Origin of the sequence: Arthrobacter sp. FW306-2-2C-D06B (assembly GCF_021789175.1) — a bacterium.
Taxonomy (GTDB): Bacteria; Actinomycetota; Actinomycetes; order Actinomycetales; family Micrococcaceae; genus Arthrobacter.
This window is the reverse complement of record NZ_CP084560.1, coordinates 822,546-842,975: the sequence shown is the minus strand read 5'-3', so window position 1 is coordinate 842,975 and position 20,430 is coordinate 822,546. Positions and strand designations below refer to the sequence as shown.

Sequence of the window (20,430 nt, the reverse complement as noted above, 5' to 3'; positions counted from 1 at the left end):
CTTTTATTTGATCATTATGATCTAATATGAGGCGAGTCACAACGATAACGTGGAGAAACAAGTGCAACGCATCCTTCCCCTCATCGCAGCCCAAGCGTCACCCCGACTGATCGGCGAGCCGATCCAGGCCTTCGCCGCCGAGGTCGCCGCCGCTGTCGCGATCCAACCGCAAAGCAAGCTCGTGGTCTTCCCCGAGCTGCACCTCTTTGGGGACACTTACCCGGATCAGCAGCGTACGGAAGTCCTGCAGGACTCTGCCGAACCGCTGGACGGTCCGCGGGTCAACGAGTTGCGGCAGCTCGCAGCGGATCTGGGTATCTGGCTGGTTCCGGGCAGCGTCTGCGAACGCGGCCCCGAGGGGCAATTGTTCAACACCCAGCTGGTCCTTTCTCCGGAAGGCGACCTTGCCGGCTATTACCGCAAGGTCTTCCCTTGGCGCCCCTTTGAGCCCTACGATCCCGGCGATCGATTCACAACCGTTGACCTGAAAGGGATCGGCAGGGTCGGCCTGAACATTTGCTATGACGCGTGGTTCCCCGAGGTAACCCGTCAGCTGGCGTGGATGGGCGCCGAAGTCATCCTCAACGTCGTCAAGACCACGACGCCGGATCGCAAGCAAGAACTCGTCCTGGCCAAGGCGAACGCCATTGTGAACCAGGTCTTCATGGTCAGCGTGAACTGCGCGGGCCCCACCGGCAAAGGCCTCAGCCTGATCGTCGACCCAGAGGGGAACACCATAGCCCAGGCCGACGACGACGCCCCGACCCTTCTCACCGCGGAACTGGACCTCTCCGCCGTCGAGCATGTCCGCAAGCACGGGACCGAAAACCTCAACCGTCCCTGGTCCCAATTCCGCCCCGGCGAGCCGCCCATCGAGCTGCCGGTCTACCAAGGCCGCATCGACCCGACCACGTGGACCCCGCAGTCCTCCAACTCCTAAGGAACCATCGGTGACAACGCAACCGAGCCTCACGCGCGCCCTGAAACTGCCCTCGCTGGTCCTGTTCGGGCTTGCCTATCTGACCCCGCTCATCGTCCTGGCGATATTCGGCGTGATCGCCGAAACCACAGGCGGCGCATCGCCGTCGGCCTATCTGGTGGCGATGGTCGCCATGCTCTTCACCGCGCAGAGCTACGGACGGATGGCTGTTGCCTATCCGGTGGCCGGCTCCGCGTACACCTATATCCGGCGCTCCATCGATTCCCGGATCGGGTTCCTGGCCGGTTGGGCGGTCCTGCTCGACTACCTGTTCCTCCCGATGGTCATCTGGCTGATCGGAGGCTCCTACCTCACGGCGCAGTTCCCTGCCATCCCCATCGGGGTCTGGATTGTCGCGTTCATCGCCATCACCACGCTGCTCAACGTGGTTGGCGTCAAGGTAGCGGACAAGGCCAACTACCTGCTGATGGCTTTCCAGCTCCTGGTGATAGTCCTGTTCGTTGCCTTGTCCGTGGGAACCCTGGTCTCAACCTCCGGAGCGAGCGCCCTGGTCAGCACCGCTCCCTTCTTCAACGACACGTCGAGCTTCGACAAGATCACCGCCGGAGCCGCCATAGCGGCGTACTCGTTCCTCGGCTTTGACGCCGTGTCCACCCTCACCGAGGAGACCATTGAGCCCAAGAAGACCGTCCCGAAGGCGATCATGCTCGTCGCACTCATCGGCGGCGCGATCTTCGTCGTTGTGTCCTACACGACCCAGCTGATCCACCCCGGCGGAGTGTTCGACGATTCGGCGTCCGCGGCGTCGGACATTGCCCTGAAGATCGGCGGACAGTTCTTCGGCGCGGTTTTCCTGGCCGGACTCGTCGTGTCCCAGTTTGCCTCCGGGCTCGCGGCACAGGCCAGCGCCTCACGCCTGTTGTACGCCATGGGCCGGGATTCAGTCCTGCCGAAGAAGGCCTTCGGGGCGCTGAACAAGACCTTCCACACGCCGGTATTCAACCTTGCCATCACCGGCGCGGTGGGACTCATCGCCATGTTCCTCGACGTTGCCACCTCGACGTCGTTCATCAACTTCGGTGCCTTTACGGCCTTCACACTCGTCAACATCTCAGTCATTGCCTACTACCTGCGCCAGCGACGCTCGGGGCACCGGCTCAGCGTATTGTTCTACGTGATCATGCCGGCGGTGGGCGCCATCATCGACGGATTCCTGCTCTCCCAGCTCGATTCGAACGCCATCACGCTCGGGCTGATCTGGCTCTGCGTCGGCGTCGTGGTGCTGGGCATCATCACCAAGGGGTTCCGGAAGGCACCGCCGGAGATGGTGATGGAGGAAAAAGAAGCCGCCCTTGTGTGACGACAGATCACAGCGTGCTGCCGGAACACAGAGAAACGAGGACTGCGTGCGCATCACCCTAGCCCAGATCGATTCCGGCACGGACGTCGACCGTAACCTCGACCTCATCGCGGAATACTGTGCCAGGGCCGCCCGCGAGGGCTCCGACCTCATTGTGTTCCCTGAGTACTCGACGTACGAGAAAAGCCGGGTGGACCAAAGCTTCGTGGACATGGCCGAACCCCTTGACGGGCCGGTGGCCTCAAAGCTCTACGCGACGGCGGCGCGTAACGGGATCGCCGTCGTCGCGGGCCTCCTGGAAGCATCCGGAGAACGGGAAGCGTCCCGAGAACCTGATCGGGCCTTCAACACGTTGGTGGCCATCGGTCCGGACGGTTCCCGCCTCGCCAGCTACCGGAAGATCCACCTGTTTGACTGCCAAGGATTCCGCGAATCGGACTACATCAAACCCGCCCCGGAACCAGTGCCCGTCACCTTTTCCTGCGGCGGCATGACCTTCGGGTTGATGACCTGCTACGACCTGCGCTTCCCCGAGTTGGCGCGCATCCTGGCCGGTTCCGGGGCCGAGGTGCTCCTCGTCTGCTCCTCGTGGGTTCCCGGCACAGCCAAGACCGAGCAATGGGCCACACTGGCCAAGGCCCGGGCAATAGAAAACGGCGTGTACGTGGCGGCGGTCTCCCAGACTCCGCCCGTGTCCATCGGCTACAGCATGCTCATTGACCCCCTGGGAACTGTCCTGCAAAGCCTCGGCACCGAGCCGGCCACCGCGACGCTGGACCTAACACCGGAGGCCGTCCAGGCAGCCCGGGACCAATTCCCCACCTGGCGGCACCACCGGCTCGTCTAGGAATCTCGCGAGCTCTTCTAGGCCGCCCCACTCTGTGCTAAACCAAAGTCAAGATGCACCCACGCATCGAAGGAGAAACGCCATGAGCACTACCACGGACAAAGGATCGGGCCGCGGACTGGAGGTCCGGTCGATCGACTACGTTCCATTGAACGAGCGGCACGGCAAGGTCTCGCACATCGGGCCGTTGTGGTTTGTCAGCAATGCCCAGATCGCCACCCTGGCCGTAGGGTTGATCAGCATCACCACCGGCGGCAACCTGATCTGGTCGCTGCTCGCGATCGCCATCGGCGTGCTCGTCGGGACGCTTTTCATGGCGGCGCACTCCTCGCAAGGCCCCCAACTCGGCCTGCCACAAATGATCCAGTCCCGGCCGCAATTCGGCTACATCGGCGCCCTGCTGGTTTGGCTCTTCGCCTACCTCCAGTACGCGGGCTTCAACATCTTCAACACCATCCTGGCAGGCCAAGCCATCCAGGAATCGGTCAACGTCGGGTCCCAAAACCTCTGGTTCTGGGTAGTCACCATTGTTGCCGTCGTCATCGCTTTGTTCGGCTACGACCTCATCCACGCCTTTGAGCGCTACCTGACCTACCTGACCATCATCATGCTTGCGCTGCTCACCATTGCAGCCGTCAAGCTGGTCATACCCGCCGGCGCATACAACCTGGCCGACTTCCACCTGGTGCCGTTCCTGGGCCAGCTGGGGGTCGCGGCCGGCTACCAGATCTCCTGGGCCATCTACGTCTCGGACTACTCCCGCTACCTTCCGCCGTCCAGCGGGCGCGGCACCTTCCGCTGGACGTTCTGGGGCAGCGCCCTTGGCGGTATTTGGGTGATGTTCCTGGGCGCATACATCGGTGCCGCAGCCGGGGAAAACTTCGAAACCATCGGCTCGATCAAATCCACCGCCGACCAGCTCTTCGGCGGATTCGGTGGCATCGCCTTGTTCGTCGCCGCCTTGGGCTTGCTTTCCGTGACGGCCCTGAACATGTACGGCGGTTCGCTGACCCTCATATCGTCCATCGACAGTGTCCGGCAAATCCGGCCGACCCTGAGGCTCCGGATCATCACGATCTCCATCACCGCCCTCATTTCCGTGGTCCTGGCGAACCTTGCCTCGGCCGACTTCCTCGCCAACTTCAACGACTTCCTGCTGCTGGTGCTGTACTTCTTCATTCCGTGGACCGCGGTCAACCTCACCGACTACTTCATCGTCCGCAAGGGCCACTACGCCATCGCGGAGATCTTCAAGCCGGACGGGATCTACGGACGCTGGGGCTGGCCTGGCATCATCTCCTACCTGGTCGGCTTTGTGCTGATGATCCCCTTCTTCTCGGCCGGTAAGCTCTTCGTCGGGTTCATAGCCCACGCCCTTGACGGCGCCGACATCTCCCTGTTTATCGGGCTCCCCGTCTCCGCCGGGCTGTATTGGCTGATGACCCGGCGCATCGACGTCGAGGCAGAGACCCGCATGGCCAAGGAAGAGGCCGATGCCCTGGAGGCAGCCGCGCACGAACACCTCCTGCCGTAACCCGGTCGGGCGACGCGGGAGCCGGACTCAGGAAGTGGCGATGACCGTCGACGTCGCCAGAACGTTGCCGGACTTGTCCAAAGCCTCGACGGCGGCCCTCGGCGCGGCGGCCACCGCCGTCGACGTCTCAAAGCCTCGACGCGGGACCGTCACCGCTTCGGACAAGGACCCAGGGCCCGTTCCCGTGAGGAACCTCCACTTGGCAACCTCGGTTGCACCGTTCCAGCTCGTGTAGAGCTGCATCGTGGACCCGTTGCCGGGCACCGATGCCAGGTCAGGGACGGTGTCCGGGCGGCCCGTCCACGGCGAGCGGTACGTGCGGTAGGAGGCGTCGCCCAGTCCGGTCGCCTCGAACACGGCTTTCCCATCGGGAGTGAATTCCGTGGCGGCGGGGTCCGCTCCCCAGCCCACCAGGACATGCCCGTTATCCAGGAACTGCAGGTTCCCTTCGGCGTCGCCCCGGTGGCCGCCCCTGCTGAACTCCTGCTTGACGACGGCGGTGCGCGCCTGTTCGTCGACGGCGAGGAGCAGCCCCCGCGATGTCCCGGTGGTGCCTTGGTTGTAATGGTTGTCGAACATGCTGATGATGCCGTTGGGCCGGCGCCGAACATCATGCTGCCAAGCGAACACAGATTCCGGAGTCATCGAGAAGTCGCTGCGTTTCCCGCCCAAACGCCAGCGGATCTTCCCATCCGAACGGCCAATCAAGTAGGCGGTGTGCGTGTGGCGAGACGAAACGAGGAGGGCGTCCCCGCTCTCGTCCACGGAATTGAGGTGGAACGGATCGAACGCTTTCGTGGCGTCGGAACCGTCGGCCTTGGGGTTGTCGGACGGGCGCAGATAGGACTCAGTCAGGTCAATGTGGTCCGAGGCCGTCCAGTCGAAGAGGACCTTGCCGGAACGGATGCCGATTTCCTGGACATGGCAGTCAAACATGTAGCCCTGCGCGGGTCCGCCCACCGACGTCAGGTCATGCCGGACGGTCGGGTAGGAGATCATCAACGCCGTACCGGCGGGGGTGACGGTGAATTCGTGCAGATCCGCTTGCAGCCCGTTGCCTGTGTTGACTTCGGCCACGGTTCGGTAGTGGACGTCCTTGATGACGCCCTTTCCTGCACCGTGGCCACCGCTTCCGATTCCAGTCCAATAAGTCAGTACCGCTTGGCCTTCGAAGGCTTGCACGCGAAGGTCCGTCACGCCGGAACCTGTGGGTTCCATCCATATCGGTTCCCCGTGGTTGTCCATGATCAGCCCGTTGGTGCCGTGGCCCATCGGTCCCACTAACAGGAGGCCGGCGCCCGTAGGCCCGGTAGCCCAGCTGGCAACGCGGGCAGCAGTCAAAGCGGTGGAAACGAAGCTGCGGATTGCAGGGGCGGAAGCCGTACTGGCCGCCGACGGCGAGGGCGACGCCACCGGCGTCGGAGTAGCTGCGCTGACCGGGGCCGTTCCCCCGGGCAACACACCTGTCCTGGCGATGCCGAGTCCGGCGAGCAATCCGGCGCCTGCCATCCCGGCCCCGCTCAGGAACCCACGTCGGCTCACCCCGAAGTGGGATTCGCGGTGTTCCCGCTCGCCACTCCCAGACTCCGTATGCTGCTCCACCCCCTCAGGATAGAACCGGAACACAGTGCGGGAACCGGACAGAAGCTGCAAGTTTGCTGTACGCGGGCGGGCCGGGAACTCAGTGTTTGGTGCGGACTAGGGCATGCGCGGCTTCGTAGGCCTGCTCGCTGACGGGTTCAAGCCACGTGGCGCTCTCCCCGTTGTCGTGCTCCACCAAAGCCAGGTGACACATCATGTTGTCTTGGGTGGCACCGTGCCAGTGTTCCTCGCCGGGCGGCGTGTGGACCGTGTCTCCTGCGCGCATGAGGAGCACACTGCCATCCCGGGTAGCAACGAAACCGATGCCATCGGTGCAGTGCAGGGTCTGGCCAAGGGGGTGGGAATGCCAGTTCGTACGGGCGCCGGGAGTGAAGCGGACCATCGCCGCCACGAGGCGCGAGGGCGCCTCGCCATTGTGGAGGGGATCGAGGTAGACATCTCCCGTGAATCTCTCCCTGGGGGCTTTGGCCGTGGGAGTAGGGGGTACGAGTTTCATCGTGGTTCCTTTCGCTAAACGGGGACTGATTCAAGAAAACCAGTCCCCGCGTCCTCGTGGGAGTGCCTGCTAAAACGGGTACTGCAAGTGCCTGTTTCAGTGGCCTTGGGCTTCTTGGATGATGATGATGGCGATTTTGCCCCGCACTTTGCCGGCGTCGAAATAGCGCATGGCGTCTGGAACCTGTTCCAGAGGATAGCTGCGGTCGATGGTCGGGGTGAGGGTTCCGGCGTCGAGCAGCCCGGCAAGGTATTCGAGGTCCGCAACGCCTTGCGTCCCCATGACCATCGTCAGCCGCTGGCCGATGAACGGGGACAGCGCCAAGGCCCGGAATTGCCTGTCGATACTGCCCGTCCAGGAGCCGCCTTCCTCACCGCCGGTGATGACGGCAGTGCCGGTGGTGGTGAGTGCCCGGCGGAGGCGTGCCAGTGTGGGATTACCGGCGATATCCAGGATCAGATCGAAGCGTCCAGTGCCGTCGGCGAAGTCCTGCGTGGCGTAGTCGAGGACGTGGTCGGCGCCGAGCGAGCGCACCAGGTCCATTTTGGCTGTGCTGCAAACGCCTGTGACCTCGGCCCCGGCTGCTTTGGCGAGCTGAACAGCGTAACTGCCTACTCCGCCCGAGGCGCCAAGGATCAGCACCTTTTGTCCGGGCGCTAGCTGGCCCGCAGTACGGAGAGCTTGCAGCGCAGTGCAGGCGGAAACCGGAACCACCGAGGCCTGTTCGAAACTGATGTTCGCGGGCTTGAGCGCGAGCTGGCTTTCGCTGGCCCTCGCGTACTCGGCGAAGGAGCCCTTTCCGACGCCGAAGACGTGATCCCCGACGGCGAACCGGGTCACCGCAGCTCCGACCGCCACGACCGTGCCGGCGTGGTCCAACCCGGGAACAGGGTTTTTCGGGGCCCGGACGCCGAAAGCCAGGCGCAGCGCGTAAGGCAGGCCCCGGGTCACATGCCAGGTCCCGCGGTCCAGTCCTGCGGCGTGGACCCGGACCAGCACCTCGTTCTCGGCGATGTTCGGTTTCGGAATCTGCGCCATGTGCAGGACGTCGGCTGAGCCATAAGCTTCCTGCACGATGGCCCGCATCGTGACGGACGCATGCGGCTGCGCCGCGGACGAGCCGCCCGACGAGCCGCCCGACATTGGAGTCTCCGCAGCATGCTGGGCAGAGGTCATGGCCGTTCCTTTCGAGACATGGGGGGTGCGCAGCTTTTCGTACGCTGTACTAAAGAGAATATCGTACAATGTACTAAATCGCTAGAGCCCTTTACCAACCGCTAGAAACCCGAGGAGTCCCTATGCCGGACGCTGCCCAGCCGCTCCCCCAACGGCGCCTTCCGCTGAGCCGCGAACGTGTGCTCGGCTGCGCTGTGGATCTCGCTGACGAGTCCGGAATCGCAGCGCTGACCATCCGCTCGCTCGCCCAAAGCATGGGAACCAAGCCCATGTCGCTCTACTATTACGTGGCCAATAAGGATGAGATTCTGGATGGCATCGTGGACATGGTCTTCAGCGAAATCGAACTGCCCTCCCCCGCGGGCGATTGGCGGGAGGAAATGCACCGACGGGCGCACGGGGTGCGCAGCGCGCTCAAACGCCATCCGTGGGCGGTCGGACTGCTGGAGAGCCGCTCTTCTCCGGGCGAAGCCAACCTGCGCCACCACGAAGCGACGCTCGCGACTTTGAGGGCAGGGGGTTTTTCCGTCCCGATGACGGCCCATGCCTACGCCCTGCTCGACAGCTACATCTACGGATTCGCGCTCCAGGAAGCCGCATTGCCCTTTGACGGCCGGGACGCCGCCCCTGAGATCACAGCGCCGATTGTTGAACGATTTTCGTCCGGGCAGTATCCGCACATGATCGAGATTGCCACCGAACACGTCCTCAAACCTGGCTACGACTTTGGGGATGAGTTCGACTTCGGGCTGAACCTCATCCTTGACGGCCTCAGCCGGTTGATGAGGTGAGCTAGGGATGCCCGGAGAACCCGAAGCCACACCCGCTCCACGATCTTGGAACACTTCCTGTTGCGTGGTCGGCGGTGGACCGGCCGGCTCCGCCGCGGCGAGCAAGTGATCGGCGTCCGGGCGAGCACAGGCCTTGCAGCAACTACCGGTAGTCCAACTGCGAATCTCCCCGGTGGCGCATGAGACCGCGGGGGTGGATGTGACATGGGTGACAATAGTGGCGTTTGGTGCGAAGCTTGTCACGCCGAGTTGACTATCCTGTCAAATCGGATCTTATTGTTCCTCAGGGAGGTTTCGTGAAGAAGATCCTTAGCGTTTCCGGGGCATTTTTGCTGTTGCTGAGTGCGTTCTCAGCCACAGCGCCGGCCGCAGTTGCCCAACCATCTCCGTCCGCCAATTGGCATGCGGAGAAGGTCTGCGCCGATGTCCCAGCCGGCAATGCGTCGTGCTTTGCGCTTAAGTACGTCGATGATTCAACGGCCCCGGCCAAGGCCCTGCCGCAGGGGGGACAAGCCAAGCCCGCTTCAAGCACGCCGCCTGCCACCGGCAAGACCCCCGCGGACATCCAGAGCGCCTACAACATCGCAGGCCTCACGTCCGGCGGCCGAACCGTCGCCGTCGTGGATGCCTATGGCTATCCGAACCTTGAACGCGATCTCGGCGTTTACCGCTCACAGTTCGGCCTTCCGGCATGCACGGTCAGCAACGGCTGCCTCACCATCAAGGACCAAAACGGCGGCAACAAGCTTCCCAGGTTCAATTCCGGATGGGCCGACGAAACGGCCCTCGACGTCGACGCCGTCTCGGCAGCCTGTCCGGACTGCAAGATCCTGGTAGTGCAGGCGACAACAGCGAGCCTCACCGATCTTGGTACGGCCGTGGCAACGGCCGCCAAACAGCCAGGCGTCGTGGCGATCTCCAACAGCTACGGCGGCGGCGATTCAGCAGACTCCAGCTACGGCACGTACTACAACCACCCGGGCATCGCGGTGACAGCGTCAACCGGTGACAACGGGTATACCGGCTCGTCCTACCCCGCTTCCTCGAGTTACGTCACCGCGGTGGGAGGCACATCGTTGGTCAAGAACACCAGTGCACGCGGGTGGGGCGAGTCTGCCTGGTCCGGCTCTGGATCCGGCTGCTCCAGTGTCAATGCCGCGTTGCCGGCAGCTGCCACCTTCGGTACCGGGTGCGCCAAGCGCGCCTCGGCGGACGTCTCCGCCGTCGCAGATCCGCAGACGGGATTGGCCGTGTATGCGCCGAGTAGCAGCACCACCTCGTCATGGACCCAGTACGGAGGGACCAGCCTGTCCTCACCCTTGATCGCGGCCATGTATGCGCTTTCCGGAAACACCGGCAGCTCCACGGCGCTGGCCAACTCCCTGCCATACACGAACTCCGGGAAATTCAATGATGTCGCCTCGGGTTCAACGGGCACGTGCTCTACGACCCAGTGGTGCCTTTCCGGCACCGGATGGGACGGACCGACAGGCGTCGGCACTCCGAACGGGGTCGGCGGACTCTAAAAACGCAGTAATTGTCTGAAGGGTGGCCGGCGTCCAAGGATGCCGGCCACTCTTGTGTCTGTGAGCGGGCAGCGTCACGCAGAGCAGGTTTTCAGCGCCCTCAACAGACGGCAAGCCCGGGATTCCGGGGTTCTTGAGGTGCCGCGGCGCCAAAAATGTGCATGGCGTGACGTGACCCGCGTTCGGCGCAGCCCGGGAATCTAGTGCTTCAGGTTCGTCAGCTCCTGCAGGACCTCATCCGACGTCGTGATGATGCGGGCGTTGGCCTGGAATCCTCGCTGGGCCACGATGAGGTTGGTGAATTCCTGGGAGAGGTCCACGTTGGACATCTCGAGGGCTCCGGCGGTCAGGGTGCCGAGTCCGGCGTCGCCGGGTGCTCCCAACTGGGCCGTGCCGGAGTTCGCGGTGGCCACGTATGTCGAGCTACCAGATTTCTCGAGGCCGCCGGCGTTGGTGAAGCGGGCAAGGGCCACGCGTGCCAGAACCTGTTTGCTGCCGTTGCTGAACGAGCCGATGAGTGAGCCGTCGCCGCCGAGGGTGAAGGACTCCAGTTTGCCTGCCTCGGATCCGTTCTGGCTGCCGACCGTCAGTGTGCTCATGGCGGCGAAGCCGGTAACAGTGGACATGTCCACCGTGATACCGCCGACGGTCATGGCACCGGCCGAGGTCAGCGCACCGTTCGTGAACGTGAGCGTCGAATTGCCTGTGGCGCCGTTGGCGTCTGCCCCGGCCACATCCCAGCCGCCCGCAGCGCGGCTGAACGTCAGGGTCAGGCTGCGGGAGGCGCCGTCGGCGTTGTAGACCTTGACCTGGCGCTCGACGCTCGTCCCGACGGCCGCGTCGGACGGGAGGTTGCCGTCCAACGAGGCCTTGGTGGTGGCGACGGCGGCCGACGTCGTGTTGGGCGAGAGGGCGATCGGTCCGACGGGACCTCCCAGGTTCACCGCACCGTTGGCGGCGGACCAGCCCTGCAGGATGCCGCCGTCGGGGCTCACGAGGCGGCCGGCTGCGTCCATGTCGAAGGCGCCGGCGCGGGTGTAGAGCTGCTGGCCGGCCTTGCTGGTGATGAAGAACCCGTCGCCGGAGATCATCATGTCAGTGGCCCGCCCGGTGTTCTGCGATGAACCTTGGCTGAAGTTGGTGCTGACTCCCGCCACGCGAACGCCAAGGCCGATTTGGGCGGGATTGGTGCCACCGGTTTCGGCCTGCGGAGCGCCGGCGCCCTGGGTCATCTGCGAGAGCGTGTCCTGGAACTGGGTGGAGGAAGCCTTGAAGCCGGCCGTGTTCACGTTGGCGATGTTGTTTCCCGTGACGTCCAGCATGGCCTGGTGGGCACGGAGGCCGGAGATTCCGGAGTACAGCGAACGAAGCATGGTGTTGCCTTTCTTCGGGTGGTTCAGGGGGTGTGGAGCGTCAGGCGGTGGGCGAAGTAGCGGCCGTCATCCCGCTGATGGAATCGAGCGGAACGTTGACTCCTCCGACTGCCACAGTGGGGGTTCCGGCCGCAAAGGAAACCGAGCTCGCGACGCCCGATCCCTTTGTCCCGTCCGCGAGCGCGTAGCTGACGTTGTGGCCGATGATTTGTGCCGCCGCGCTGCGCATCTGGAGTGAAAAGCTCTCTTTGGCGTCGGTGGTGAGCTCCGTCATTTTCTCCATCATGGATAGCTGGACGGTCTGGCTCATCATCTGGTTGGTGTCCATGGGGGCACTCGGATCCTGGTTTTTCAGTTGCGTGACGAGGAGCGACATGAACATGCTCGAGTCCATGGTCTGCGCGGGCTTGGGCGCGGTGACTCCCGCCGTGGTTCCGGGGTGGACTCCGCTGCTTGCCGCGATGGCTTGGATGGTCACTATTGGCTCTCCTTCATCAGACGAGAATGTCCAGGCTGCTGGTAATGCTTCGGGGAAGGACGACGGCGGTCCGCGCCAGGCGAACCACTTCGCCGTCGCTGCCCCGCGGGAAAGCAGGGCTTTCGGCCGGGCGACGGTCCCGGGGGTCTGAACCGCCCGCACCGGCATCCGCGGGGGCGTTGTGTTCGGACAGGTCGAGGCTGGCGCCGAACCCTGATTCGCCGAGTCCGCGCCGCAGTTCCGGCAGGATGCTGCGCACTGCTTCACGGCCGGCATCTCCAGGGGCGAACAGTTCGATCCGCACCCCGGCGCCCTCGATATGGGCACGGACAGTCAGCGGACCGAGGTTTTCCGGGGACAGCTTCAAGGTCATCACGTGCGCGCCGGGGGCTGCCGATGCTAGGGAGAACAGCGGCCCGGACAGTTGGGGCAGCAGTTTCGCCGGGTCTGCCTGGGGTGTGGGCGTTGCCATGCCTGGAGCGGCTGTCGGAGGGGCTTGCTGGAGTGGCGACGCAGGCGGCACCAGCACCGGAATTCCGGCCTGAACCACCTCGGGAAGCCCGGGTGCCGCGGCTGCGGGGGTGTCCTGCCCAGGGACGCGTGGCTCCTGCTGCGTCGCAGGTTTCCCGGTGGGAAGGACGACGGCGGTGCGGGACTCGCGTTGCTGCGCTGCGGTCACGTTGACCGCTGGTTCGAGGCCAACGGGCAGTGGGCTGGCGGGCAGGTTGCCTGGCAGGGCGGCGGGCACTGGGCTGGCTGGCAGGGCGGCGGGCACTGGGCTCGCTGGCAGGGCGGAGGCCGGCTGCGGGCTAGTGGGAGGTGAGCTATTGGGAAGCGGGCTGGCCGGGATCGGACCAGATTGGGTTGGACTTTGACCAAGGCTGCCGAGTGGCAGAGCTGCCGGCACAGCATCGCCTACCCCCGATCCTGCCGGCGTCGCGTGGGTGCTGCCCGCAGGCATCCCAACGACGAGACTGGCTGTTTCCGAGATGGCTGCAATCGTTTTGGCCGGGGCCGAACCGACAACGCCACCCTCGTTGACCGGCACAGCGATGCCCGGCCCGCTCGCCTGCGAAGCAGCGGTTCCGACTGCTACTCCGGCGGCCGCAAGTCCCGCAACAGCGGCTGCACCAGCAAGAGCAGCCACATCAACCGCACCAGGCGAACCCGGCGAACCTGGCTCACCAAGCGAGCCAGCCGCATCAGCCGTGTCCTTGGCGACCTTCGAGCCTTCTGGTGTGGCGGCTCGGGCGACCGTTCCGGGACTGTCGGTAGCAGGCTTTCCCTGCGCGCCGCCGTCGGGCACTTGCTGTGCGGTCCCGTGGGAGGTCTTCGAGTCGGAGGTCTTCGCGTCGGACCCCAGCACGCCGTTCATCACGGCCTCAAAACCGGCGGCGGCGCCGGACTGCGGCACAGGCGCAGACCCGGGAGCGGCCGGACGCGGAGAGGCCGCACCAGAGGGGGGCAACTGCATCACGAGCCTCCCGCGGGGACGATGCGGCGGATGGCGGTCAGATTCGACTGCTGTTCCCACGCATCTCGGACCTGGATGGTCTGGCCGGGAACGGGTGCGTCGATCGCTTTGCCGTTGCCGAGGTAGATCGAGATGTGTTCGCCGCCGAAACTGACCAGCAGATCGCCAGGCTTGGCCTGGGCCAAGGATGCCACGGGGGTGCCTTGCCGCATCTGGTCGCTGACGACGCGCGGCAGGTCGACACCGAGATCCTTGAACACGCGCTGCACGAAGCCGGAGCAATCCATACCCACTGCCGGGTTTGTGCCGCCCCAGACGTAGGGCACGCCCACGTATTTCTTGGCGTCGGCCACCACGGCATCGCCCGTGACAGCTCCGGTGGCCGTGCCCGTACCGGCACCCGGAAGCGCGCCCGCTGTACCGGTAAGGCCCGCAATGGCGGACAGCGCGGCGGTGCCGCCGAGTCCCAGAGATGAAGCGAGCTGGCTCACGTCCGGCGTCGTCGAGCCCCCGACGGCGGAGCTCAGCGCCTGCGCGAAGGATGCCGGGTCCGTGGAAGTGGCCGTGCCCGCGGTAGGTTCCGTTGTCCCGGTGGCGGTGGCCTGCGGACGGACCCCCTCGCTTAGTTGCTGCAACATCGACTCGATGCCCTGGATGCGCCCAATCGCCTCGGTCATGCTCATGAGGTAGCCTTCCGGTGCCACGCGGAGGACGCGATCTCGTCCAGCACGCTTTGTTCGGCGTGCAGCGCGAAAGCCTCGAAGGCCGCTCCATGGCGGGTTTCGAGCTTCTCGAGTCCTACGGCGCGACGCTTGGCTTCGGTGTATTCCGCGCGGGCCTCTGCGGCCTCGGCCTCCGCGCTGGCGGCCAATGCGTCAAGCTCGGCCAACATGCTTTGCGCGGACGCGCGGGAGGCCGCGATAGCCAAGAGCGATGCGGAGCTTCCAGCAACTCCGGCAGACTCGGCCAGCTCCTCGCGGGCCGTCGCCCGGCGGGATCGCAACGATGCGCTCCGGGAGTTGGCGCGCGCCAGTCCGCTGGCAGCGGCATCCTGCTGTGTCTGGCGCAGGCGCAACAGCCCGGCCAGGGAGAATTGACGGTTCACGCGGCTCCTTCGAGGCTTGCCGAGAGGCGGAAAAGTTCCGGCCAGGACTCGCTGTACGGGGTGGATTCGTCCATGCTTTGCTGCAGGAACCCGTTGATGGCGGGTTCGTGGTCAAGGGCTGCGTCGACCAAGGGGTTGCTGCCACGGTGGTAAGCGCCGACGTCGATCAGGTCCTGGGCGCTGCGCCGCGCGGCGAGGACCCTGCGCAAGGATGCCGCCAGCGCCGTGCGATCGGCTGAATTAACTTTGGAGGCCACGCGGGACACGGAACCAAGCACGTCCACCGAGGGAAAATGCCCCGTGACGGCGAGCTTCCGGTCCAGGACCACGTGTCCGTCCAGGATCGAGCGGGCGGCGTCGGCGATCGGTTCGTTGTGGTCGTCGCCGTCCACCAGGACCGTGTAGATGCCGGTCACGGATCCGGTTTCGGCGGTCCCGGCGCGTTCCAGGAGCCGGGCCAGCACGGAAAAGGTCGACGGCGGGTAGCCGCGGGTGGCCGGCGGCTCACCGGCGGACAGGCCTATTTCGCGCTGGGCCATGGCCACGCGGGTGAGCGAATCCATCATGAGCACCACGTCCTGCCCGGCTTCGCGGAACGATTCGGCAATCCGGGTGGCCGTGACGGCCGCGCGCAGGCGCATGAGTGCAGGCTCATCGGACGTGGCAACAACCACCACGGAGCGGGATAGACCTTCCGGGCCGAGGTCGTCTTCCAGGAACTCGCGCACTTCACGTCCGCGCTCCCCCACCAAGGCGATCACGGACACTTCGGCATCCGTACCGCGGGCAATCATGGACAGCAGCGAGGACTTTCCGACCCCCGAGCCGGCGAACAACCCCATGCGCTGGCCGCGGCCAAGAGTGGCCATGGTGTCCAGGACCCGGACCCCGGTCTGGAGCGGGGTGTCCACCCGGGCGCGGTGCATCGCCGATGGGGCCTCGTTGTCCAAAGGGACCATGGGGCTTGCGGGCAACGGGCCCTTGCCGTCGATCGGACGCCCGAGCCCATCCAGTACCCGCCCGAAGAGGCCACGGCCGGTGGGGACCAGGATGGGGGCGCCCTTGGAACGTGCCGGATCTCCCGCGGCCACCCCTGTCAACCGTCCGAGCGGCATGCATCGCACGGCGCCACTGACCGAGGCGACCACTTCGGCGTCGAGCCCGGGTGCCTCGCCCACGGTCACCAGATCTCCCACCGCGCAGTCCAACCCGGAGATCTCCAGGCCAAGGCCGAGCACGGACGTCACGGTGCCCACGCGCTGAGGTGCCGCGGCGGCGAGGGCTGCGCGGAAACGGCCCGGGTGCGGCCGGAAGTCGGTAATGCTCATGCGTCGTTCCCCAGCAGGGCTGCCTTGGCCCTGGCCACAGCGGTGCTGAGCCGGGCGTCGAGCCAACCCTGCGGATACTCCGCGATCGCATCGCCGGGATTCAGTGCGGGATCGGCCTTGAGTTCGACGCCGGCCACCTTCCCGACGTCGACGGCGGCCAGCGCGGCAAGGTCCGCAGGGTGGAGGCGCACAGTGGTTACCGTTTGCACGTCGGAGACCGTTGCGAGGGCTCGGGCCAACGCGGCGCGGGCCGTGTTCCCGCCGTCGTTGATTTCGTAGCCCAGGATGGCTTCGGCAAGCTCCATCGCGCTGGCTGCCAACACGTCCTGAGCCTCCTCCAACACCGCGCCACGGCGCTGCTGGAACGCGGCAGTGGCCGCTTCGAGCACGCCGACGGCATGCGCCACAGCCAGGCGTCCGGCGTCGAGCATTGCGCGGTGTTCGGCGTGAAACTGCTCGCTCAGACGGCGCTGTTCCGCAGCTGCAGCCTGGACCCCGGCGGCGTAACCTGACGCGTGCCCCTGGGTGAACCCCCGGTCCTCCTTGCGCGATCGCGCGGCAGGCTGGATGTCCGGGAAGACCACCCTCTGGAGCTCAGCCTCAATAGACATAATCGTCTTCTTCGCCGCGCCGGACCACGATGGCGCCTTCCGCTTCCAACTCACGGATGGAACGGACGATCTCTGCCCGGGCTTCTTCGACCTGGGAGGCGCGCACCGGCCCGGCGGAAGCCATTTCGGCTTCCAGGATTTCGAGGTTGCGGCCGGACACGTTGGTGCGTACGGCCTCGAGCACCACGGCAGGGGCACCCTTCATGGCGACAGCGAGCACTTCGGCATTGACGCCACGCAGGATCTGTTGGATGTCGCGGCGTTCCAATTTCACGATATCCACGAAGGTCAGCATCCGGGCGCGCACTTCCGTGGCAAGCTCCGGGTCGAGGGTCTCCAGGCCTTCCAGCACGGAGCGTTCGGTGTTGACGTCGGAGCGGTTGATGATGTCGACGAGCGGCTGGATCCCGCCGACAATTTCGCTCGACTTCCTTTGCGACATGACGGCCCCGGCGCGAACCTTGAGGGTCTCGGCCACGATGCCCACGGCCTCCGGCGAAGCCATCCCCATCGTGGCGATGCAACGGGCCACCTCACTGCGCTGCACGTCGCCCAGTCCGGCCATGACCGCGGAAGCCTTGCCCGGCCGCAAATGCGCCAGGATCAGGGCAATGGTCTGCGGCATCTCGCCGTCGATGAGGGCCAGCAGTTGTCCGGAATCCATCATTTCCAGGAATTCGAACGACTTCCCGGCCATGGTCGAGGCGAGACGGTCCATGAAACCGGCCGCTTTGTCCGCACCGAAGGACGCTTCCAGGAGCCCGACGGCGAATTCCTGGCCGCCGCGGGCCGTGCGGCGGCCGCTGACCGCAAGGTCGTGGAACTCGGTCATGACGTGGTCCGCCACGGTTGAGGAGACGCGGCGCAAGCGGACAATCTCAGCCGCGATGTCTTCGGCCTCGGATTCGGAGAACTGGGTCATGACGGAGGCTGCACTGGCCGGGCTCATCTGCATCAGCACTACGGCCACCTTCTGGGCACCGCTCAAGCCGCTTACGTCCAACTCCCCGGCCCTCATACGGACTGCCTTTCGTCCATGAGTCCACGAAGGTAGTCAGCGGTCCGGGCCGGGTTCTCGGCAACCATGGCTTCAATCTGGGCCCGCCGCCGCTCGCCGTCGAGAGCCTCGGCTCCTGGTATCGGCAAGCCGGGCATGGGCAGGGCCGGAACGGGAGGCACGGGCGGCAGTTCGATCGCCGATGTGGCAGGCGGTCCTTCGAGCGCAGCCGTGGAGACGCCTTGCGGCAGCATCTCGTAGTCAAGGCGTTCGCCAAGGTCAACCGGTTCGCGTCGCTGCCTGCGCCGGAGGAGGATCAGCACAAGCACAATCAGCGCGACAACTGCCAGCAGGATGCTGCCCGACAGGATGAGCGTGTTCATCAAATCCGACTGTTGCTTGGCATCGGCTTGCGCTTTGGCCGCGCCCAATGCCTGAGCCGCCGCGTCTGCGGCCGAGGTACTGAAGGGCAGCACTTCAACCGTCACCACGTCGCCGCGGGTGGGATCGACGCCCGCCGCGGAAGTAACGAGAGCCTTGACCGAGTTGACGTTGAGTCCGGCCGCAGCCGACTGGTTGATCGCCACTGAGATGGTCTGGCGTTTCACGGCGCCTTGCGGAATGGTGCGGTCTTCCGTGACCTTGTTGACGGCGTTGTTCTTGGTGGTGTCGCTGGAGTCGAAGGTTCCGTTGCCGTTGGTGCCGCCCGGCACGGCAATGTTGTCCGGTCCAAGGACACCGGAGGCGCCGCCGCCGGTCCCCGTGTACTTCTCGGTCTTTGTGGTCTCGCTGAGCGGAGCGGCATCCTTGGCGGTGGAGAACGTCTCGCTGCGCTGCTGCGCGGACTCGGCGGTCACGTCGGCCGCGACGGCTACGGTGGCGTTTCCCGGTCCCACCACCCTGTCCAGCACGGCCTTCACCGAATCGGACGTCCGCTGTTGGTAATCGGCGGCTTGCTTGGACGAGGATCCCGTGGCTCCCCCTCCCACCGTGGAGAGGACGTTGCCCTGGGAATCCACCACGGTCACGTTTGTCGGCTTCAGGTTTTCGATCGCGGCGGACGTCAAGTGCACGATCGCCTGGACCTTATCGGCAGACAGGGTGACACCCGGCTGCGTTTCCACGAACACGGATGCCGTTGCGTCTGGAGCCTTGTCCACGAAGACTGTCTTGGCCGGAATGGCCAACTGCACAGCGGCTGTCTTCACGCCGTCCATGGCCTGGATGGTGGTGGCGAGTTCGCCCTCGAGCGCACGCTTGTAAGTCACGGACTGCTGGAACTCGGATGAGGTCACCCCGAGCTTGTCGAGCAGTGAATATCCCGTTGCCGCGGCCGCAGGGAGGCCCGCCGCGGCGGCTTTGAGCCGTTCGTCGTTGACCTTGTCATCGGGAACCAGGATGGTGGAACCGCCGTTGCTGAGCTCGTACGGGACATTGTCCTTGCGCAGCTGCTCCACGATCCCGTTGGCATCCGTGTCCTTCAATCCGGAGAACAGCGGCGAGTAGGACGGCTTGCCCAACCATGCTGACAGGGCCACTCCGCCGAGGACCAGAACGGCGATGCCGATGATGGCGATGGTGCGCTGCCCGGCGGTGAACCCCTTGAATCCATCGCCCATCTTGCGGAAGAAGGCGGCAATCTGTGGAGGCATCAGGCCTGCATCCTCATGATCTCGTTGAACGCGTCAACGCCCTTGTTCCGCACCGTGGAGACAAGCTCGATGGTGATCTGGGCGCGCGTCGCAGCGATCGTCGCCTTGTGGATGTCGTCAAGGTTGCCCGTCACCGCAGACACTGCCAGCTGGTTCGACGTCGACTGCAGGGACTGGAGGTTGTCCACGGCACCGGTCAGCGCCGTCGCGAAGCCGTTGCTGTCCGAGGTTCCCGCGGCTCCGGTTACATTGCCGCCCAGGTAGCCGGTACCGGTGACGCCTTGCACGGAAAGCGCCCCGCCGCCTTGAATTGCGCCGATCGGGTCCAAAGCCATCAGGATTTTCCTATCTCAAGCGCTGCCTGGTAAGTCTCACGGGCGCGGTCCACCACTTGGGCGTTGGCCTGGTAGCCGCGTTGCGCCACGATCAGGGCACCCATCTGTTCGGCGAGGTCGATGTCCGGGTAACGGACATAGCCTTGGGCATCGGCAAGCGGATGGTCCGGCTGGTACACGAGCCTGCCGGTCGCGCTGCCTTGGGGAGTGCTTTTCACGTACACGCCGTTTCCGTTGCTGCCCTCGGCGGCCTCAATGTAGCGGGCTTGGAACGCCTTGCCGCTGGTGCGCGTGGCGGTATTCATGTTGGCCAGGTTGTCGGAAACGGCGTCGAGCCACTTTCGGTGGACAGTCAGGGCGGAGCCGGCGATCCCGATCGCGTCGAAAGTCATCAGCTGGTCCTCATGGCCGTGCGGAGTGCGGTGAATTGCTCGCCGATGGCCCGGGAGGCGAACTGGTAGCGCAAGACGGTGTCCACGTTCGAGAGGGTTTCGGTATCCAGGTTCACGTTGTTGCCGTTGAGCTGGGTGGGTTCCTGGGAGGTAGTGACGGTAGCCGCGGTGTGCCCGTCTCCGGCGCTCACCGAGGCCGCGAGTGCGTCTTCGAATTGGACCCTTTTGGCGTGGTAGTTCGGCGTGTTGATGTTGGCGATGTTGTTGGCGATGGTGCGCTGGCGCAATGAGAGCCCGTCCAGGGCGCTACCAAGGGCAACAGAAGTCACTGACTCGAACACGACGGCCTGCCTTCGCGAATAGTATGAAGAGGCCGATCCGTGGCCGTGCATCGAGCATCCCTGCTCAACTTC

General features: G+C 65.1%; 21 protein-coding genes. 6 read left to right on the top strand and 15 right to left on the bottom strand.

The features are described 5' to 3' along the window. Window positions 1-61 precede the first annotated feature (61 nt). From LFT47_RS04140 to LFT47_RS04125, 4 genes are all read left to right on the top strand, one after another. Window positions 62-940, top strand: a complete 879-nt coding sequence (locus tag LFT47_RS04140; RefSeq protein ID WP_236815553.1) for a carbon-nitrogen hydrolase family protein — start codon at window positions 62-64, stop codon at window positions 938-940. A gap of 10 nt (window positions 941-950) precedes the next feature. Beyond that, on the top strand, window positions 951-2,300 hold the full coding sequence (locus tag LFT47_RS04135) for an APC family permease (RefSeq protein ID WP_236815551.1): 1,350 nt from the start codon (window positions 951-953) through the stop codon (window positions 2,298-2,300). 46 nt (window positions 2,301-2,346) lie between these two features. Continuing rightward, the gene (locus LFT47_RS04130; protein WP_236815549.1) at window positions 2,347-3,147 is read left to right on the top strand and encodes a carbon-nitrogen hydrolase family protein; all 801 of its coding nucleotides are present in this window, start codon (window positions 2,347-2,349) and stop codon (window positions 3,145-3,147) included. Window positions 3,148-3,229: 82 nt separating this feature from the next. Beyond that, window positions 3,230-4,681, top strand: coding sequence for a purine-cytosine permease family protein (locus LFT47_RS04125; RefSeq protein ID WP_236815547.1), 1,452 nt, complete (start codon window positions 3,230-3,232; stop codon window positions 4,679-4,681). A 27-nt stretch (window positions 4,682-4,708) separates the two neighbouring features. Here LFT47_RS04125 and LFT47_RS04120 read toward each other — a convergent pair whose 3' ends face one another. The 3 genes from LFT47_RS04120 to LFT47_RS04110 all read right to left on the bottom strand — a co-directional run bounded on the left by LFT47_RS04120 (window position 4,709) and on the right by LFT47_RS04110 (window position 7,955). Then, entirely contained in the window at window positions 4,709-6,283 is a 1,575-nt protein-coding gene (locus LFT47_RS04120) for an arylsulfotransferase family protein (protein ID WP_236815544.1), read from the bottom strand. Between the two features lie 79 nt (window positions 6,284-6,362). Then, window positions 6,363-6,779, bottom strand: a complete 417-nt coding sequence (locus tag LFT47_RS04115) for a (R)-mandelonitrile lyase (RefSeq protein WP_236815543.1) — start codon at window positions 6,777-6,779, stop codon at window positions 6,363-6,365. 96 nt (window positions 6,780-6,875) lie between these two features. Next, window positions 6,876-7,955: an NAD(P)-dependent alcohol dehydrogenase gene (locus tag LFT47_RS04110; protein ID WP_236815542.1), complete on the bottom strand. Its 1,080-nt coding sequence runs from the start codon at window positions 7,953-7,955 to the stop codon at window positions 6,876-6,878. A 122-nt stretch (window positions 7,956-8,077) separates the two neighbouring features. Between LFT47_RS04110 and LFT47_RS04105 the strand changes: the two genes are divergently transcribed. Together LFT47_RS04105 and LFT47_RS04100 are read left to right on the top strand one after the other, a co-directional pair. Next, window positions 8,078-8,746 carry a TetR/AcrR family transcriptional regulator gene (locus tag LFT47_RS04105; protein ID WP_236815541.1) on the top strand — a complete coding sequence of 223 codons (669 nt, stop codon included), beginning with the start codon at window positions 8,078-8,080 and terminating at the stop codon, window positions 8,744-8,746. A gap of 296 nt (window positions 8,747-9,042) precedes the next feature. Then, window positions 9,043-10,272 (top strand): S53 family peptidase, encoded by a 1,230-nt coding sequence (locus LFT47_RS04100; RefSeq protein ID WP_236815540.1) that lies wholly within the window; start codon window positions 9,043-9,045, stop codon window positions 10,270-10,272. A 200-nt stretch (window positions 10,273-10,472) separates the two neighbouring features. Here LFT47_RS04100 and LFT47_RS04095 read toward each other — a convergent pair whose 3' ends face one another. Genes LFT47_RS04095 through LFT47_RS04040 form a run of 12 tightly spaced genes read right to left on the bottom strand, consistent with a single transcriptional unit; the run spans window position 10,473 to window position 20,358 of the window. Next, window positions 10,473-11,645, bottom strand: a complete 1,173-nt coding sequence (locus LFT47_RS04095) for a flagellar hook protein FlgE (RefSeq protein WP_236815539.1) — start codon at window positions 11,643-11,645, stop codon at window positions 10,473-10,475. 40 nt (window positions 11,646-11,685) lie between these two features. Then, the gene (locus tag LFT47_RS04090; RefSeq protein WP_236815538.1) at window positions 11,686-12,123 is read right to left on the bottom strand and encodes a flagellar hook assembly protein FlgD; all 438 of its coding nucleotides are present in this window, start codon (window positions 12,121-12,123) and stop codon (window positions 11,686-11,688) included. A gap of 16 nt (window positions 12,124-12,139) precedes the next feature. Continuing rightward, complete coding sequence (locus LFT47_RS04085; protein ID WP_236815537.1) at window positions 12,140-13,597, bottom strand: flagellar hook-length control protein FliK; 1,458 nt, start codon at window positions 13,595-13,597, stop codon at window positions 12,140-12,142. After that, the gene (locus LFT47_RS21355; RefSeq protein ID WP_272909608.1) at window positions 13,597-14,280 is read right to left on the bottom strand and encodes a C40 family peptidase; all 684 of its coding nucleotides are present in this window, start codon (window positions 14,278-14,280) and stop codon (window positions 13,597-13,599) included. Before LFT47_RS21355 ends, LFT47_RS04085 begins: the two co-directional genes overlap by 1 nt. Then, the gene (locus tag LFT47_RS04075; RefSeq protein ID WP_236815533.1) at window positions 14,277-14,702 is read right to left on the bottom strand and encodes a flagellar FliJ family protein; all 426 of its coding nucleotides are present in this window, start codon (window positions 14,700-14,702) and stop codon (window positions 14,277-14,279) included. Before LFT47_RS04075 ends, LFT47_RS21355 begins: the two co-directional genes overlap by 4 nt. Beyond that, a complete protein-coding gene (locus tag LFT47_RS04070) occupies window positions 14,699-16,030 on the bottom strand; it encodes a FliI/YscN family ATPase (protein ID WP_236815531.1) in 1,332 nt (443 codons plus the stop codon). Before LFT47_RS04070 ends, LFT47_RS04075 begins: the two co-directional genes overlap by 4 nt. Further along, the gene (locus LFT47_RS04065) at window positions 16,027-16,641 is read right to left on the bottom strand and encodes a FliH/SctL family protein (protein WP_236815529.1); all 615 of its coding nucleotides are present in this window, start codon (window positions 16,639-16,641) and stop codon (window positions 16,027-16,029) included. Before LFT47_RS04065 ends, LFT47_RS04070 begins: the two co-directional genes overlap by 4 nt. Then, the gene (gene fliG / locus LFT47_RS04060; protein ID WP_236815527.1) at window positions 16,631-17,659 is read right to left on the bottom strand and encodes a flagellar motor switch protein FliG; all 1,029 of its coding nucleotides are present in this window, start codon (window positions 17,657-17,659) and stop codon (window positions 16,631-16,633) included. Before fliG ends, LFT47_RS04065 begins: the two co-directional genes overlap by 11 nt. After that, window positions 17,656-19,290: a flagellar basal-body MS-ring/collar protein FliF gene (gene fliF / locus LFT47_RS04055; protein WP_236815525.1), complete on the bottom strand. Its 1,635-nt coding sequence runs from the start codon at window positions 19,288-19,290 to the stop codon at window positions 17,656-17,658. Before fliF ends, fliG begins: the two co-directional genes overlap by 4 nt. Continuing rightward, complete coding sequence (gene fliE / locus LFT47_RS04050) at window positions 19,290-19,625, bottom strand: flagellar hook-basal body complex protein FliE (protein ID WP_236815523.1); 336 nt, start codon at window positions 19,623-19,625, stop codon at window positions 19,290-19,292. The genes fliF and fliE overlap by 1 nt, the downstream gene beginning before the upstream one ends. Next, complete coding sequence (locus LFT47_RS04045) at window positions 19,625-20,017, bottom strand: flagellar basal body rod protein FlgC (RefSeq protein WP_236815521.1); 393 nt, start codon at window positions 20,015-20,017, stop codon at window positions 19,625-19,627. The genes fliE and LFT47_RS04045 overlap by 1 nt, the downstream gene beginning before the upstream one ends. Then, window positions 20,017-20,358 (bottom strand): flagellar basal body rod protein FlgB, encoded by a 342-nt coding sequence (locus tag LFT47_RS04040; protein WP_236815520.1) that lies wholly within the window; start codon window positions 20,356-20,358, stop codon window positions 20,017-20,019. The genes LFT47_RS04045 and LFT47_RS04040 overlap by 1 nt, the downstream gene beginning before the upstream one ends. Between the last annotated feature and the right edge of the window lie 72 nt (window positions 20,359-20,430).